At 66.5% G+C, this 16,174-nt stretch carries 13 protein-coding genes and 6 tRNA genes; 4 read left to right on the top strand and 15 right to left on the bottom strand.

The annotated features are described in order from the left end of the window. Positions 1-8: 8 nt before the first annotated feature. Positions 9-887, top strand: a complete 879-nt coding sequence (locus ACZ5YA_RS15145; protein WP_464092712.1) for a dienelactone hydrolase family protein — start codon at positions 9-11, stop codon at positions 885-887. A gap of 991 nt (positions 888-1,878) precedes the next feature. Here ACZ5YA_RS15145 and ACZ5YA_RS15140 read toward each other — a convergent pair. Continuing rightward, on the bottom strand, positions 1,879-2,301 hold the full coding sequence (locus ACZ5YA_RS15140; RefSeq protein WP_118933850.1) for a hypothetical protein: 423 nt from the start codon (positions 2,299-2,301) through the stop codon (positions 1,879-1,881). Positions 2,302-2,546: 245 nt separating this feature from the next. Between ACZ5YA_RS15140 and ACZ5YA_RS15135 the strand changes: the two genes are divergently transcribed. Both ACZ5YA_RS15135 and ACZ5YA_RS15130 read left to right on the top strand, forming a co-directional pair. Next, a complete protein-coding gene (locus tag ACZ5YA_RS15135) occupies positions 2,547-3,050 on the top strand; it encodes a peroxiredoxin (RefSeq protein ID WP_054451571.1) in 504 nt (167 codons plus the stop codon). Positions 3,051-3,136: 86 nt separating this feature from the next. Continuing rightward, on the top strand, positions 3,137-4,519 hold the full coding sequence (locus ACZ5YA_RS15130) for an MFS transporter (protein ID WP_464092711.1): 1,383 nt from the start codon (positions 3,137-3,139) through the stop codon (positions 4,517-4,519). 18 nt (positions 4,520-4,537) lie between these two features. Here ACZ5YA_RS15130 and ACZ5YA_RS15125 read toward each other — a convergent pair whose 3' ends face one another. The 9 genes from ACZ5YA_RS15125 to ACZ5YA_RS15085 form a co-directional block, all read right to left on the bottom strand. Further along, positions 4,538-5,413, bottom strand: a complete 876-nt coding sequence (locus ACZ5YA_RS15125; RefSeq protein ID WP_165867922.1) for an EamA family transporter — start codon at positions 5,411-5,413, stop codon at positions 4,538-4,540. Then, entirely contained in the window at positions 5,410-6,429 is a 1,020-nt protein-coding gene (gene bioB, locus ACZ5YA_RS15120) for a biotin synthase BioB (RefSeq protein ID WP_464092710.1), read from the bottom strand. The genes ACZ5YA_RS15125 and bioB overlap by 4 nt, the downstream gene beginning before the upstream one ends. A 246-nt stretch (positions 6,430-6,675) precedes the next feature. Continuing rightward, the gene (locus ACZ5YA_RS15115) at positions 6,676-8,169 is read right to left on the bottom strand and encodes a PAS domain S-box protein (RefSeq protein ID WP_464092709.1); all 1,494 of its coding nucleotides are present in this window, start codon (positions 8,167-8,169) and stop codon (positions 6,676-6,678) included. Positions 8,170-8,383: 214 nt separating this feature from the next. Further along, a tRNA-Asp gene (locus tag ACZ5YA_RS15110) sits at positions 8,384-8,460 on the bottom strand. Between the two features lie 71 nt (positions 8,461-8,531). Continuing rightward, positions 8,532-8,607 (bottom strand) — tRNA-Glu (locus ACZ5YA_RS15105). Positions 8,608-8,646: 39 nt separating this feature from the next. After that, positions 8,647-8,722 (bottom strand) — tRNA-Ala (locus tag ACZ5YA_RS15100). Between the two features lie 103 nt (positions 8,723-8,825). Next, positions 8,826-8,902, bottom strand: a tRNA-Asp gene (locus ACZ5YA_RS15095). Between the two features lie 64 nt (positions 8,903-8,966). Further along, positions 8,967-9,042: transfer RNA gene (locus tag ACZ5YA_RS15090), tRNA-Glu, on the bottom strand. A gap of 39 nt (positions 9,043-9,081) precedes the next feature. Further along, positions 9,082-9,157, bottom strand: a tRNA-Ala gene (locus ACZ5YA_RS15085). Between the two features lie 355 nt (positions 9,158-9,512). Here ACZ5YA_RS15085 and ACZ5YA_RS15080 point away from each other — a divergent pair. Further along, a complete protein-coding gene (locus ACZ5YA_RS15080; protein WP_118933855.1) occupies positions 9,513-10,568 on the top strand; it encodes an aldo/keto reductase in 1,056 nt (351 codons plus the stop codon). A gap of 7 nt (positions 10,569-10,575) precedes the next feature. On the opposite strand, the gene lnt is transcribed toward ACZ5YA_RS15080, so the two are convergent. From lnt to miaB, 5 genes are all read right to left on the bottom strand, one after another. Beyond that, complete coding sequence (gene lnt, locus ACZ5YA_RS15075; RefSeq protein WP_306635859.1) at positions 10,576-12,204, bottom strand: apolipoprotein N-acyltransferase; 1,629 nt, start codon at positions 12,202-12,204, stop codon at positions 10,576-10,578. Next, complete coding sequence (locus ACZ5YA_RS15070) at positions 12,201-13,091, bottom strand: HlyC/CorC family transporter (protein WP_118933857.1); 891 nt, start codon at positions 13,089-13,091, stop codon at positions 12,201-12,203. Before ACZ5YA_RS15070 ends, lnt begins: the two co-directional genes overlap by 4 nt. A 152-nt stretch (positions 13,092-13,243) precedes the next feature. Then, the gene (ybeY, locus tag ACZ5YA_RS15065; protein ID WP_059380240.1) at positions 13,244-13,717 is read right to left on the bottom strand and encodes an rRNA maturation RNase YbeY; all 474 of its coding nucleotides are present in this window, start codon (positions 13,715-13,717) and stop codon (positions 13,244-13,246) included. Then, positions 13,707-14,732, bottom strand: a complete 1,026-nt coding sequence (locus tag ACZ5YA_RS15060) for a PhoH family protein (protein WP_059380239.1) — start codon at positions 14,730-14,732, stop codon at positions 13,707-13,709. The genes ybeY and ACZ5YA_RS15060 overlap by 11 nt, the downstream gene beginning before the upstream one ends. After that, positions 14,729-16,162 (bottom strand): tRNA (N6-isopentenyl adenosine(37)-C2)-methylthiotransferase MiaB, encoded by a 1,434-nt coding sequence (gene miaB / locus ACZ5YA_RS15055; protein ID WP_054451562.1) that lies wholly within the window; start codon positions 16,160-16,162, stop codon positions 14,729-14,731. The genes ACZ5YA_RS15060 and miaB overlap by 4 nt, the downstream gene beginning before the upstream one ends. Between the last annotated feature and the right edge of the window lie 12 nt (positions 16,163-16,174).

Below are 16,174 nucleotides of genomic sequence, written 5' to 3'. Positions count from 1 at the left end.
GATTCTCGATGAATGACCAGGACGCGCACTTCGACAGCCTGCTTCCGCCCTTGCGGCTGAACCGGCGGGGTTTCATGGCCACCACGGTGGCGACGGGGTTTTCGCTGGCGGCCGGCCAGGCCGTGGCGCAGACCACGATCACCACGGACGCCAGCGGCCTCGTGGCCGGCAGGGTGGACATCCCGGTCAAGGACGGCAAGATGCCGGCATACCGCGCGGCGCCCAAGGGCAAGAAGGACTTGCCCACGGTGCTGGTGGTGTCGGAGATTTTCGGGGTGCACGAGTACATCCAGGACGTGTGCCGGCGGCTGGCCCACCAGGGTTATCTGGCCATCGCGCCCGAACTTTTCGCGCGCCAGGGCGATCCGTCCAAATACACCGAGATCCCGAAGCTGCAGGCGGAAATCATCGGCAAGGTCCCGGACGCTCAGGTGATGACCGACCTGGATTCGACCGCGGCCTGGGCCGCGTCCAACGGCGGCAATCCGGACCGGCTGGGCATCGTGGGTTTCTGCTGGGGCGGTCGCCAGGTATGGCTGTACGCGGCCCACAACCCGAAGCTCAAGGCCGGCGCGGCCTGGTACGGCCAACTGGGCGGGCAGCCTTCGGAACTGAAGCCCAAGTCGGTGCTGAGCCAGGTGAATGACCTGAAGGCGAAGGTGCTGGGGGCTTATGGCGGCAAGGACGCCGGGATTTCGATGGCCGACGTGGACAAGATGCGGCTGGAGCTGGCGCAGGGGCCGGCGGCGGCGAAGGCTTCACGGATCGATGTGTATCCGGACGCGCCGCATGCGTTTCATGCGGATTATCGGCCTTCTTATCGGAAGGCTGAGGCGGAGCAGGCTTGGACGCGGATGTTGGATTGGTTCAAGCAGAACGGGCTTTGATCTTCGTGGGTTCGTTTTGGTTTTCTTGGGGCGTGTTGGACTCTATGGGTTCGCACGGGTCTTCGTAGGTCCTTCGAGTCTTCGTAGGTCCTTCGAGTCTTCGTAGGTCGCCCGTCGTCGCGGGCGGCGTGGCGGCTCGCGCCCACGATTGCGGTCCGGAGCGTTCGCTCCGGACTGGCCTCGGCGGCCCCCCCCGTCGTCATCTTCGTCAAGGCCTGCGGCCTTTCCTTCAGATTCCCTCGGGCGCATCGAGGTTGCGAGCCGCCACGCCGCCCGCGCCGACGGGCTGCCGCTGTCTTGGGCTGCGGCGCTGCTGGAGCCGTGGTCGGGGGCGAGTCTTGGACGCCCGTATTAATCGGCCGCGCGGGCGGCCGATTAATACATACGTCATCGTTTTAAGTGTGATTGTGATCGCTGGCGCGCATGCGCCGATTGGATTTCTTCTGGCGTCGCCGTCAAGGGGGGAGGGGTGGTGATGGGTGGCGCGCGGCGAGCAGCCGTTTGCGCATGAAGACCAGTACGCGCGCCATCCATCCGGCATTGGAGTTCAAGTGGCGATTGACCTGGCAACGGGCTTTGATGGGCGCCACGAAAAACTGCTCGTGAGATCCAAGACCACTCCTCACCAGCGCGCAGCGCCATCGGGAATCGCAAGACACCGCGTAAGCCCCCAGAGGCCGCCTGCGCGGCCGGCCGGGGGCGGGCCCCGCAAGATCCATCGCCATACCCCAACGGCGGCGAGAACCCTAAGCACACCGTTCGTCCCAGGGTCCGGGAAGTTTCAACCAGCAGAGCCAGTCGCGGCGGCGGGGCCGGAGGCGCGGGGCGTCGATAAGCCCGAGGGAATCTGAAGGAACCGCCGAAGGCGGTGACGAAGATGACGAAGGGGAAGTCCGGAGCGAAGGCTCCGGACCGCAATCGTTGCCCCGCGCCTCCGGCCCCGCCGCCGCGACTGGCGTCTGAAGAACCCGAACCGTGACCCATCAAAAACCTACTGCGCCTTCTCCCCCGGCAACCCATCACTAACCTCAGCCAACGCCCTTTTCATCTCCTCATACTCCATCACCCTCTCGTTCTGAAACCCGCCCAGCACCCCCCGGCACCCATCCACTCCCGAGCGCTTCATCTCTTCCATCATCGCCGTCCCCTGGCCCTGTCCCTTCTGGAACAGCCCGTCATACCCGCCCGAAGAAAAGCCATATTCCTGCGCATACTGCAGCAGGTTCTTGCGGGCCGTGGCCTGGTGCTGGGCCAGGTCGGGTTCGGACGCCCCGCAGGCGCGGGCTGCGCCGTTGGAGGCGCCGGCGGCGATGACGAAGGAGTCGTATTGGGCCTGTTCGGCGGCATCGGGAGCCGCCCAGGCCGTGGTGGCCGAGGCCAGCGTCAGGGCCAGGCCGGTCAAGATCTTGCGCATCGATGAATCTCCGCTAGATGCCCGCCAGCCGGCAGCGCGGCGTGCGCGGGCGGTGATTGCAACCACAACATTATGGCAATCAGCCGTTTCGAGCCCGTGTAGCCATGGTGTGGAGTCGTTTCAGACTGTGCATCTTTCTTTCCCGGACGCCGGCTGGCCAGCAAGGCGGCCGCGCAGGAACTATGATGGAGCCTGTGGGGCGCTCCTGCCCCAGTGCATTGCCCCTATTCCTCCTGGAGATCTACATGACGATCAAAGTCGGCGATCGCGTGCCGGACGGCACCCTGACCGAATTCATCGAAACCGAAACCGCCGGCTGCTCGCTGGGCCCCAACGCGTTCCAGGTCGCCGACCTGACCCGCGGCAAGACCATCGCGTTGTTCGCCCTGCCGGGCGCCTTCACGCCCACCTGCTCGGCCAAGCATCTGCCGGGCTATGTGGAACAGGCCGCGGCCCTGAAGGCCAAGGGCGTCGATGAAATCTGGTGCGTGTCGGTCAATGACGCGTTCGTCATGGGCGCCTGGGGCCGCGAGCAGAAGACCGAAGGCAAGGTCCGCATGCTGGCCGACGGTTCCGCCCTGTGGACCAAGGAACTGGGCCTGGAGCTGGACCTGATCCAGCGCGGCATGGGCGTGCGCTCGCAGCGCTACTCTGCCCTGATCGTCGATGGCGTGGTCAAGCAGCTGAACGTCGAAGGCCCCGGCAAGTTCGAAGTCAGCGACGCCGCCACGATGCTGTCGCAAGTCTGATCCCACGCAGTTCCTGTTTTACCGCTTAGCGCAGCGGGCCGCTTTCGCGGCCTGTTGCGTTGCCGCCAGCAGCGGTTGCCGACGCCATGCTCGCCACCATCTCCTCTTTTTCGTCGCTTTACTTCGCGACCTTGCTGATGCTCATCGGCACGGGTCTGTTCAACACCTATATGGGGCTCAGGCTGACAGCGCAGTCTGTCAGCGAGGTATGGATCGGCGCCCTGATCGCCGGCTACTACCTGGGCCTGGTGTGCGGCGCCCGCCTTGGGCACAAACTCATCATCCGGGTGGGCCACATCCGGGCGTTCGTCGCCTGTGCCGCCGTGGCCACCAGCATGATCCTGGCCCAGACGCTGGTCGACTCCATGCCGCTGTGGCTGGTGTTCCGCGTCATTTCGGGCATCGTGATGGTGACCGAATTCATGGTCATCGAAAGCTGGCTCAACGAGCAGACCGAAAACCACCAGCGCGGGCGCGTCTTCTCGGTCTACATGGTTGTGTCCGGCCTGGGCACCGTGCTGGGTCAACTGGCCCTGACGGCCTATGCCACGCTGGACCTGCGGCCCCTGACGCTGGTGGCCATGTGCCTGGTGCTGTGCCTGGTGCCGATCGCCGTCACGGCGCGTTCGCACCCGCCCACGCCGCTCCCGGCGCCGCTGGATATACGCTTCTTCATGCGGCGCGTGCCGTTGTCCATGACGGTGCTGTTCGTGGCCGGCAACCTTTCCGGCGCTTTCTATGGCCTGGCGGCCGTCTACGGCGCCAAGCATGGCCTGTCGACCTCGCAGGCGGCGATCTTCGTGGCCGCCGCGGTGACCGCGGGCCTGCTGTCGCAATGGCCCATGGGCTGGCTGTCCGACCGCATCAACCGCGCCGGGCTGATCCGCTTCAACGCGCTGCTGCTGGTGCTGCTGCCGGTGGTGATGTGGGGCTGGATCGTGCTGCCGTACTGGGCGCTGGTCGCCATGTCCTGTGTCTTCGGCGTGCTGCAGTTCACGCTGTACCCGCTGGGCGCGGCGTTCGCCAACGATCACGTGGAATCCGAGCGCCGGGTCAGCCTGTCGGCCGTGCTGCTCATGACCTACGGCGTGGGGGCATGTGTCGGGCCGATGATCGCCGGGGTGCTGATGTCCCTGGCCGGCCCCAGCATGTACTACGTCTTCATTTCCGCCTGCGCCCTGATCCTGGTCTGGCAGGTGCGTCCCACCCGCGTCACCGGCGCGCATCAGGTGGAAGAGGCGCCCACGCATTTCGTGCCCATGCCGGACACGCTGCAGAGCTCGCCCGCCGCGGCGGTGCTGGATCCGCGCGTGGATCCGGCCACCGACATCGCCATGGAAATGGTGCAGCCCGAAGTTGCGCCCGTGGCGACGGCCGAACCGCCCGCCGCGGAACCGCCAGGCGACGCCGCCAAGGATACGGCGGACGACGCCGCAGAAGACGAACGCCAGATGCGCACCGGCACCTGAGGCCGGGGGATGGCGCCCTTACCAGGGCGCCATCAGCACGATGGCCGCCAGGGCCAGCGCGATGCCCAGCAGGTTCAGCCGGGTCAGCGGTTCGCGGAAAGCCAGCGCGCCGACCAGCGTGCCCAGCGTGATCACGCCCATGTTCATGGACGCGAATACCAGCGCGGGATGTTCGGGCAGCGACTGGTGCGCGCGGATGTAGGTCAGGATGTTGCCGAAGTTCGCCAGTCCCAGCGCCGCGCCCGCGGCCAGGTGCCGAAGCTGGCAGCGCACCCGCCGCCACAGCAGGTAGCAGAGCATCAACACCCCGGCGATGAGGAAGGCCAGCAGCAGCCCGCCCGCGAAAGCCGTGCCGGCGCGCGCCATCTGCTTGAACAGGATGTCGATGACGCCATAGCCCACCCAGACGACCAGCGGCCACAGCCACATGGCGCGGCTGTTGGCCACCGTGTCCTCGCCCGGCGCCTGCACGCGGGGCGCACGGCGCAGCAGGCAATACAAGGCGCTGGCGGCCAGCAGCGTCGCGGCCAGCTTGCGGCCGCTTACCGGTTCGCCGAACAGCAGGAAGGCCGCCAGCAGCGGGATGAACAGGGACAGGCGCTGCGCCGCGTCGCTGCGCACGATGCCGGCATGGCGCACGGCCGCCGCCATCGCCAGGAACACGCTGGGCAGCAGCACGCCCAGCGCGGCCAGCACCAGCCACGGCGTTTGCGGGGTCAGCAGCGTCGCCGGGTCCGGGCGCAGCACGGCCCAGCAGAGCAGGGCGGCGACCGCATAGTTCATGGCGATGGCCTGGCGCACGTCCACTTGGTAGCGCCGCGCCAGCTTCAGCAGCACGGCCACGGTGACGCTGCAGGCGACGCTGGCCAGCAGGTAGAGGAGGCCGGGCGTCAACGGCATGCCGTGGCGTCGTGGTGCGTGTGCTGGGCGGCGTCGATGCGCATGCCCAGGCGCTGCAGCAAGCGCTGGTCGGCTTCCATCTGCGGATTGGCGGTGGTCAGCAGGGCGTCGCCGTAGAACATGGAGTTGGCGCCCGCCATGAAGCACAGGGCCTGCAACGCGTCATCCATGGCTTCGCGGCCGGCGGACAGACGCACGGCGGCGCGCGGCATGGCGATCCGGGCCACGGCGATGGTGCGCACGAATTCGAACGGGTCCAGGGCTTCCACGCCGGCCAGCGGCGTGCCTTCCACCTGCACCAGGTTGTTGATCGGCACGGATTCGGGATAAGGCTCCATGTTGGCCAGCTGGGCAATCAGGCCGGCGCGTTCGCGGCGCGATTCACCCATGCCGACGATGCCGCCGCAGCACACGTTGATGCCGGCGTCGCGCACCCGGTCCAGCGTGTCCAGCCGGTCCTGGTAGGTACGGGTGGAAATGATCTTGCCGTAGAACTCGGGCGAGGTGTCCAGGTTGTGGTTGTAGTAGTCCAGGCCGGCGCTCTTGAGCTGTTCGGCCTGGCCTTCGCGCAGCATGCCCAGCGTGACGCAGGTCTCCAGGCCCAGGGCCTTCACCGCGCTGACCATCTCGGCCACCGCCTCCAGGTGGTGCGGCTTGGGGCTGCGCCAGGCGGCGCCCATGCAGAAGCGCTGCGCGCCGCCTTCCTGGGCCTTGCGGGCCGCGGTCACCACGTCCGCCAGGGGCATCAGCTTGTCGGCGTCCAGGCCGGTGTCGTAGTGCGAGGACTGCGGGCAATAGGCGCAGTCCTCGGGACAGCCGCCAGTCTTGATCGACAGCAGGCTGGATAGCTGGATGGCGTTCGGATCGAAATGGGCGCGGTGCGTCTGCTGCGCCCGGAACACCAGATCCATGAACGGCAGCTCGTAGAGCGCCATGATGTCGGCGGCGCTCCAGGCGGGGGCGGCGGCCGGCTTGGCGATGGTCGGGACGGGGACGTAGGCGGTCTGCATGGATGGGCTCCTTTCGGTCTTGCGGGGATCGCGCCGCTTGTCGGGCAAGGGCAGGATCGGCGGATCGTAAGAAGCTGCGCAGGGTTTGCGCAATGCAGGCTATCAACCAGAAATTAGCAGCCTGTTGCGGTTATTTTTATGGGAAATGAAAGATTTTTGGGGTTGCGGGCTACTAAGTGGCGGACATCTTCGGGGACGCCGAGGTGTCGATTATTTTGCATCTAATTGTAAATTTTTAGAGAGGGATCAGCCCTTGGCCCGCTTGTCCCGCGTCCGCACGCGCTCGTGCCCGGTAATGCCGCGGTCTCGCGCCCACACGATGGCCGCGCTGCGGCGGTGCACGCCGATCTTGCTGTAAATGGTGGCCACGTGGTTGCGCACCGTGTTGCGCGACAGCTTCAGTTGCCGGGCGATGCCCTCGTCGTCGTGGCCTTGGCACATCAGGCTCAGCACCTCGCGTTCGCGCGAGGTGAGCTGCGCCAGTTCGGCCACGTCGCGCGTCGCGGGCGCGGGCTCGCGCAATTGCGCCAGCTTCTCGATGACGCTGCGGCTGAACCAGGAGGTGTCCTGCATGACAGCCTCGATCGCGGTCAGCAATTCCCCCTCGGAGCGCTTGCGTTCCGTGATGTCCTGAATCGCCAGCAGCACGCGTTGCTGGCCGCCGAGGGTCACGGGGTCGGCCGACAACAGGCAATCCAGCCGGCTACCGTCCGTGGCCGCCAATGCCACCTCGCGACTGCGGGCGCTTTCGCCGCGCTTGAGGCTGGCCTCCAGTTCATCGGAGAGCTGGAGCCCCAATCCGGTCAGCGTCCGGCCTATGCCGTCCTGCGCAGAGGCGCCGGCGGCCGTGGCGAAGGCGTCGTTCAGGTCCAGCGCGAGCAGGGTCTCGCCCTCGCAGACCGCCATGGGAACGGGCGCCAGACGGAACGTCTTGGAAAATCGTTCCTCGCTTTCGCGCAAGGCCAGCTCCGTGCGCTTGCGGGCTTCGAGGTCGATGAAGGTGAACAGCATGCATGGTTCGCCCTGCATGTCGATGGGCTGGCCCGCGACGATGACGAATTTCACGCTGCCGTCTGCAAGTTTCAACACGCCCTCGCGTTGCGCAATGGTCTGTCCTTCGTTGAGGCTGGCGACCGCGTTGTCCTTGTCGTCGCCGCCGTCCAGTACGTCCAGTTCATAGGCTGACTTGCCCACAATGACGTCGCGCGCATAGCCGGTCATCTCCAGGAAGCCCTGGTTCACCTTCACATAGCGCAGGTCGGACAGGCGGCAGATGAGGGCGGGCGCGGGGTTGGCGCCGAAGGCGCGCTCGAAGCGTACTTCGGCGTTGATCTGCTCGGTCTGGTCATGCAGGATCAGGACGCGGTAGTCGGCGCCGTCGCTACCGTCCAGGTTCAGGCCGCTGGCGCGCACATTGCGCAGGAACGCGTCGTCGTCCTTGCGTTCCAGGTCCAGCAGCAGTTCGTCGAACGGCTCGGCCGCAGCCAGCAGATCCAGCGGATATTGGCGCGCGGGTACACGGTGATGGTTGCGGTAGCTGAGGCTGTAGCGCTTGCGGTAGCCGGCTGGCGTGCCGCCGAGTTCATCCAGCTCATCGGCGCCATGCAGCCTGAGCGCGCTGGCATTGGCCCAGGCGATGGCGCCGTCCGCTTCGAGCAGGATGATGCCTTCGTTCAGGCCTGCGATGATGCGTTGCAGATGCTGGCGGTGCGGATGGGGAGCGGCGGCGTTCGCGGTCACGTAGTCCTCTTCTTTTCGCTGGGCACGACGAAAAGAGAATGAAGGCGCACTGAAAGCCTGTCCAGATGGCGAAATGGACGAGTCTGAGCGTAGGGGGGATGGCGGGGAAGATGGCTGCCGCCAGATGATGCGGGCAGAAATGCAAAAAAGCTCCGGAAACCGGAGCTTTCTATGGCTGGCAAGGCTAGCGCGCTTGCGAACTGCGTGATGTGCTTGGCGGAGCGGACGGGGCTCGAACCCGCGACCCCCGGCGTGACAGGCCGGTATTCTAACCAACTGAACTACCGCTCCGCAGCGGTTTACTCTGACTTCTTCAATGCACTGCGGTGTCAAGGCAGTTTGGTACTACATGCCAGAAAGACTGGCGTCCCCTAGGGGATTCGAACCCCTGTACTCACCGTGAAAGGGTGATGTCCTAGGCCTCTAGACGAAGGGGACCTGAACAAAACAGAACAACTTTACTACCGTACTGCTTACTGGTGGAGGTAAGCGGGATCGAACCGCTGACCTCTTGCATGCCATGCAAGCGCTCTCCCAGCTGAGCTATACCCCCCAGGATCCTCGATGCCCCAAACTTCAGACAACAAGGTCTCACACTATATAAAGCAAAAAAGCCCCGAAAACGGAGCTCTTGAAAGACTCTGAGCGAGAGCTTTTGGCGGAGCGGACGGGGCTCGAACCCGCGACCCCCGGCGTGACAGGCCGGTATTCTAACCAACTGAACTACCGCTCCGCAGCGGCGTACTCAACTACATTGTCACTTCAACTGCATCACTACATACTGCTGCCAGAAGAACTGGCGTCCCCTAGGGGATTCGAACCCCTGTACTCACCGTGAAAGGGTGATGTCCTAGGCCTCTAGACGAAGGGGACTTGGACTTGCAAACTGGTACTGCATCCTTCGCCGTTGACTGGTGGAGGTAAGCGGGATCGAACCGCTGACCTCTTGCATGCCATGCAAGCGCTCTCCCAGCTGAGCTATACCCCCGTCTTTCTAATCAACCCGTTCAACGTTTTACGAAATCGAACACACGTTTTACCGAGTGCTTTTTCGTAGTTCGTTGCCGGTTTTGTTTAGTGCCGTTGGCGAAGAAACGAGATTATGCACGAACTAAATTTGGTGTGCAAGTCGCTTGGCGGCAAAAAGCAAAAAAGTCGGGAAAAAAAGGGGGGTGGAAGGCGATTTTCGCCCGATTTTGCTCTTTTTTTGCTCAGGGCGGGCCAGCATGATTGATGCAGAGATCAAGTAAATCAAAGACTTGTGAGAATGGTATCGTGAGCGAAAAATTTTTTCGCCGATCCGGAGAATTTTCTGCGCCGGACCCGCACGCACGGACATCGCCATGAGCAGCAAGACTTCGTTTCCCACGCGGCCGCTGGGCCAGAGCGGCATGGACATCACCCGCATCGGGCTGGGCGCCTGGGCCATCGGCGGCAGCGGTTGGGCGGTGGGCTGGGGGCCGCAGGACGATGCTGATTCGGTGGCGGCGATCCGCCGCGCCGTCGAGCGCGGCATCAACTGGATCGACACCGCCGCGGTGTACGGGTTGGGGCATTCCGAGGAAATCGTGCGCCGGGCGCTGGCGCAGATGACGCCGGACGCCCGGCCTTACGTGTTCACCAAATGCGGCCTGACCTGGTCGGCGGAGCAGCCCCAGGCGATGCCGCGGCGCACCGGCGCGCCAGCCAGCATCCGGCGCGAAGTCGAAGACTCGTTGCGCCGGCTGGGCGTCGAGCGCATCGATCTCTATCAGATGCACTGGCCGGCGGGCGACGGCACGCCCCTGGAGGTGTACTGGCAGGAACTGCTGGATCTGAAGCAAGAGGGCAAGGTCAGGGCGGTGGGGCTGTCCAACCACAATCTCGCGCAACTGCAGCAGGCCGAAATGCTGGGCCACGTGGATACGCTGCAGCCGCCGTTTTCGGCCATTCAGCGCGCCGCGGGCGCGGAGCTGATTCCGTGGTGCGAGCGCAATGGCACGGGCGTGATCGTTTACAGCCCGATGGGGTCCGGCCTATTGACCGGCGCCTTCAGCGTGGAACGCGCCCGCGCCTTGCCGGCGGATGATTGGCGCGCGCGCAACGCGGAATTCGCCTCTCCGGGCATCGAACGCAACCTGGCGCTGGCCGATGCGTTCAAGCCCATCGCCGAACGCCACGGCGCAACGGTTGCGGCGGTAGCAGCGGCCTGGACCCTGGCCTGGCCGGGCGTGACGGGCGCGATCGTGGGCGCCCGCAACGCGGCCCAGGTGAATGGATTGCTGGGCGCGGCGTCGCTGGAACTGGATGGCGAGGATATGGACGCCATCGCGGACGCGATCGAGCGCACCGGCGCCGGCAGCGGGCCGCTGCGCCCGCCGGAGGAGAGCGGCGCGCTGCCGGCCAATCTGTTCGCCTGAAGACGCCTCAGGCGCGGCGCGTCTTGCGGCCGCTGCCGAACGCGGCGATGAGCGCCAGGCCGATCAGGGCCAGCGCCGTCTTGTCGCCGAAGCGCGCGTAGGGCGTCAGCCCCGTCATGCCTTGCACGGCCACCGGCAGCACGCCGGCCTGCAGCGGCGCGAGCTGGGCCGCGACGCGGCCCTTGGCGTCAATGGCGGCGGTGATGCCGGTGTTGGTGGAGGTCAGCATCGGCCGCGCCGTTTCCTTGGTGCGCAGGCGGCCGATCTGCAGATGCTGGCGCAAGGCCCAGGAGTCGCCGAACCAGCCCAGGTTGCTGACGTTCACGAGTATGGTCGCGCCCGGTTCGCCGTTGGGGCCGGGCTGCAGCGCGGGCAGCAGGTCGGGTCCGAACAGGTCTTCGTAGCAGATGTTGAATGCGATGTGCTGGCCGCCGACGGCGAAGGGCGTCTGCCGCACCGCGCCGCGGTCGAAGTCGCCCAGCGGAATGTTCAGCATGTCCACGAACCAGTGGAAGCCGGGCGGCACGTATTCGCCCCAGGGCACCAGGTGGCGCTTGTCGTAGCGCATGGCGGTGCTGCCGGCCACGAGCTGTTCGACCGGGGTATTGCCGTCAAAGCCCATGACGCTGTTGGTGTAGCGGTCGCGGCCGTCGACGCGGTCGTGCAGCGGCACGCCCATCGCGATGGTGGCGTTGCGCTGGGCGGCCAGGTCGCGCCAGACCGCCCAGACGCGCGGATCCAATTGGTCCTGGAAAATCGGCAGCACGGTTTCCGGCAGGATGATCAGCTGCGGCGCGGGCACGCCCGGCGCCGGCGGCATGGCGGCCAGGTCCAGGTGGCGCGTCAGGCTCTGGTCGAGCAGGGCGGGGTCGAATTTCTGGGATTGTCCGATGTTGCCCTGGACCAGGCGCACGTTCAGCGGATCGCCGGACGGCGTGGACCAGTCGATGCGGGACAGCGGCCAGCCGGCGGCGGCCAGGGCCAGCGCGATGCCGGCGGCCAGGGCGTGGCGCGAGCCGGTGCCGCTCTTGCGCGAGGGTTGCCACAAGCTGGCGAGGGCCGCGGCGACGAAGGCGGCCAGGAAAGCCATGCCATGCACGCCGAGCAGCGGCGCCCACCCGGCGATGGGACTATCGACCTGCGCGTAACCGATGTTGAGCCAGGGAAAGCCGGTCAGCAGCACGGCGCGCAGCCATTCGAACGCGGCCCACATCGCGGCCCAGGCCAGCGTGCCCGACAGGATGCGGGAGGGCGGAGAGCCCGCCTCCAGCGGCGCGTAGCGGCGCGCCAGCGCGCTGGCGGCGGCCGGGAACAGGGCCAGGAAGGCCGACAGCGCCAGCACCGCGGCCACGGCCAGCGGCGCGGCCAGGTCGCCGTAGCGGTGCAGGCTGATGAAAATCCAGTACAAGCCCAACGAGTAGCTGGCGAAGCTGAACAGCCAGCCGCGCAGCCAGGCCTGCTTGGCCGAAGGCGCGTACAGGGTGACGCGCGCGGCGATGGCCAGCATCAGGACCTGGGTCACCGCCAACGCCCAATCCGGCAGGGGGCCGGGCGAGAACGTCAAGGCGTGCGCGGCGCCCGCCAGCACCAGGCCGGCGGCGCCGCGCAGATTACGGCTGCGCGGGGTTTGGGTCATGCTTCGTCGGAGGGGCGGGAGGCTTGGGACGGGGCGTTGCGCTTGACGCGCAGCCAGATGGCGCGGCGCGCGTCGCCGCGGGCCACTTCCAGGCGCAGGCCGTCGAATTCGGCGGTGTCGCCGCGGCGCGGGATGCGGCCCAGCTGTCCGCCCATCCAGCCGCCGACGCTGTCGTACTCGTCGTCGGGCAACTGGCAGCCGAACACTTCATTGAAGTGCGAGATGTCGGTGGCGGCCAGGACGCGCCACTGGTTCTCGCCTTCGGGGAAGATCGAGTCTTCCTCGGTTTCGTCGAATTCGTCTTCGATGTCGCCAACGATCTGTTCCAGCACGTCTTCCATCGTGACCAGGCCGGAAATGCCGCCATGCTCATCGATGACGATGGCCTGGTGGTTGCGGCTGGCGCGGAACTCGTGCAGCAGCACGTTCAGGCGCTTGGATTCGGGGATGAATACGGCGGGCCGCACCAGCGTGCGCACTTCGATGCCGGGTTCCAGCATGCAGCGCAGCAGATCCTTGGCCAGCAGGATGCCGATGATGTTGTCGCGGTCGCCCTCGTAGACGGGGAAGCGCGAGTGGGCGGTCTCGATGACCGAGGCCACCAGGTAGGGGATGGGCTGCGTGACGTCCAGCAGATCCATGCGCGAACGCGGGACCATGATGTCGCCCACGGTGCCTTCGGACACGGCGAGCGCGCCCTTGATCATCTTGTAGGATTCCGCGTCGAGCAGCTGGCGTTCGTGCGCGGCTTCCAGAACGGCCTTGATGCCTTCGCGGTCCTCGGGCTCGCGGCGCACGAGGGAAAGCAGGCGGTCTAGAAGGGATTTGGCGGCGGGTTTGGAGGAGCGAGCAGGCGTCGCTTCGGGAGCAGGGTAAGGGTCAGACATCGTCCGGGAGGACAAGTTATGGAGGGGCCAGCATAACCGATACTGGCCTGCAATTTGTAACGACGGTCCCCAAAATGAGGGGAACCGCCGCCATCTGCGCCTTGCTGGACGCCATTTTCAGCCAATTTCTCAGGGTTGACCCGAGTGCCGTGTCATGCCTCGACGTAAGGATCGGCGATGCGCATGGCGGCCAGCGTGGCGGTCTCCAGGGCTTCCATGCGCTTGGCGTCGCGGGCCTTGATGTGGTCGTAGCCCAGGGCGTGCAGCACGCCGTGGATGGTGAGGTGGGCGGCGTGGTCCAGCAGCGCCTTGCGCTGTTCGCGGGCCTCGCGCACCAGCACCGGCACGCACATGACGATGTCGCCGCGCGCAACGCCCAGCGGATCCACGCCGTATTCGAAGGTCAGCACATTGGTGGCGTAGTCGCGGCCGCGAAAGTCGCGGTTCAGGCGCCGGCCTTCGGCCGCGCCGACCAGCCGCAGGCTCAGTTCCGCGGCCGAAAACGTGACCAGGCCGTCCTCGGCCGCGCCCGCCAGCGCGCGTTCGGCCCAGCGGCGCAGGCGCCAGCGGGGCAGGCGGGCTTCCTCGACGCCGTATTGCACGGACAGGGACAGTTCAGGCTTCATCTTCGGCGGCGCGGTCGTAGGCGTCGACGATGCGGGCGACCAAGGGATGGCGCACGACGTCTCGGCTGGTGAATCGGGTGGTGGCGATGCCTTGCACGTCGTGCAGCACCTTCACCGCATGCGCCAGGCCGCTATCCTGGCCGCGCGGCAGGTCCACCTGCGACGGGTCGCCGGTGATGACCGCCTTGCTGCCGAAGCCGATCCGCGTCAGGAACATCTTCATCTGTTCCGGCGTGGTGTTTTGCGCCTCGTCCAGGATGACGAAGGCATGGTTGAGCGTGCGGCCGCGCATATAGGCCAGCGGCGCGATTTCGATGGTTTGCTTTTCGAACAGGCGCTGCACCTTCTCGAAGCCCATCAGGTCGTACAGCGCGTCGTACAGCGGGCGCAGGTACGGGTCGACCTTCTGCGCCAGGTCGCCGGGCAGAAAGCCCAGGCGCTCGCCGGCTTCGACCGCGGGACGCGTCAGCACCAGGCGCTGCACCGTGTCGCGCTCCATCGCGTCGATGGCGCAGGCCACGGCCAGCCAGGTCTTGCCGGTGCCGGCGGGGCCGACGCCAAAGGTGATGTCGTGCTTGAGGATGTTGTTCAGGTAGTCGCGCTGGCGCGGCGTGCGCGGACGCAGGTCGCTGCGCTTGGTGCGCAGGGCGATGCTGTCGCTTTCGTCGTCCAGGGCGGGCAGCGGGTCGGCCTCGCGGGCCTGCTCTTCCTTCAGTTCCTGTTCCTGCCGCCCGACGCCGATCTCCACCAGCCCGAGCTGGATGTCGTCGACCGACAGGGCGCGGTGCACGGCCTGCTCGTGGAAGCGGCGCAGTATCCGGCCGGCCAGCTCCGCCAGTTCGCCTTCGATGGTGACGCGGCTGCCGCGGCGCGAGAGCTTGACGTTCATGCCGTCGGCCAGCTGCCGCAGGTTTTCGTCCAGCGGGCCGCAGAGGTTGGCCAGATGGGTGTTGTCGCCGTCCAGGGTGACGACGATGGGCATGCTGCGACGGGCGCGGGAGCGGGGAGTGGTCATTCGGCCTCTTGGGGAGTGCGGTCCACGTCGGCGACCCGGGCGCGCAGCGAATTGGTGTGCGCTTCGGTGATGATGACGTCGACCATTTGTCCGATGAGCCGCGCGGGCGCGGCGAAGTTCACGATGCGGTTGTTCTCGGTGCGGCCCATCAGCTCGTTCGGGTCGCGGCGCGAGGGGCCTTCGACCAGCAGGCGCTGGCGCGTGCCGACCATGTTGCGGGCGATCGTGGCCGCCTGCTCGTTGATCAGCGCCTGCAGGCGCTGCAGGCGGCGCAGCTTCACGTCCTGCGGCGTGTCGTCGTGCAGGTCGGCGGCGGGCGTGCCCGGGCGGCGCGAATACACGAACGAGAAGGAGGTGTCGAAACCGACGTCCTCGATCAGCTTCATGGTCTTTTCGAAGTCTTCCTCGGTTTCGCCGGGGAAGCCCACGATGAAGTCCGAGGACAGCGTCAGGTCCGGGCGGGCGGCGCGCAGGCGGCGCACCACGGACTTGAATTCCAGGGTGGTGTAACCGCGCTTCATGGCCGCCAGCACGCGGTCGCTGCCGGCCTGCACCGGCAGGTGCAGGAAGGACACCAGCTTGGGCAGGCGGGCGTAGGCGTCCACCATGCGCTGGGTCATTTCCTTGGGGTGCGAGGTGGTGTAGCGGATGCGCTCGATGCCCGGGATTTCGTGCACGTATTCCAGCAGCATGGCGAAGTCGGCGATCTCGTCGCTGTCCGTCATGCGGCCGCGGTAGGCGTTGACGTTCTGGCCCAGCAGCGTCACTTCCTTCACGCCCTGGTCGGCCAGGTCGGCGACTTCCACCAGCACGTCCTCGAAGGGGCGCGAGACTTCCTCGCCGCGCGTGTAGGGCACGACGCAGAAGCTGCAGTACTTGCTACAGCCTTCCATGATGGAGACGAACGCCGTGGCGCCGTCCACGCGGGGCGGCGGCATGTTGTCGAACTTTTCGATCTCGGGGAAGCTGATGTCCACCTGCGAGCGGCCTTCGTCGCGGCGGCGCTTGATCAGGTCCGGCAGGCGGTGCAGCGTCTGCGGACCGAACACCACGTCCACGTAGGGCGCGCGCTTGACGATGGCTTCGCCTTCCTGGCTGGCCACGCAGCCGCCCACGCCGATCACCAGGTTGGGATTGGTTTTCTTCAGGTGCTGCACCCGGCCCAGGTCCGAGAAGACCTTTTCCTGCGCCTTCTCGCGCACCGAACAGGTGTTGAAGAGGATGACGTCGGCGTCTTCGGGGTTGTCGGTCAGCTCCAGGCCCTGGTCGCCGCGCAGCACGTCGGCCATCTTGTCCGAGTCGTACTCGTTCATCTGGCAGCCGAAGGTGCGGATGTACAGCTTGCGGGGGGAGCCGGCGTCGGCGGCGGGGAGGGCGGCGCTGGCGCCGTCGGGCGCGGCGTCGGCGCGCTTGAGGGTGGTTTCTTGCATGATGGTCGCCGT

The organism is Achromobacter sp. JCM 18799, assembly GCF_055395645.1.
The sequence above is the reverse complement of the archived record's forward strand: the minus strand, read 5'-3'. Positions and strand labels throughout refer to the sequence as shown.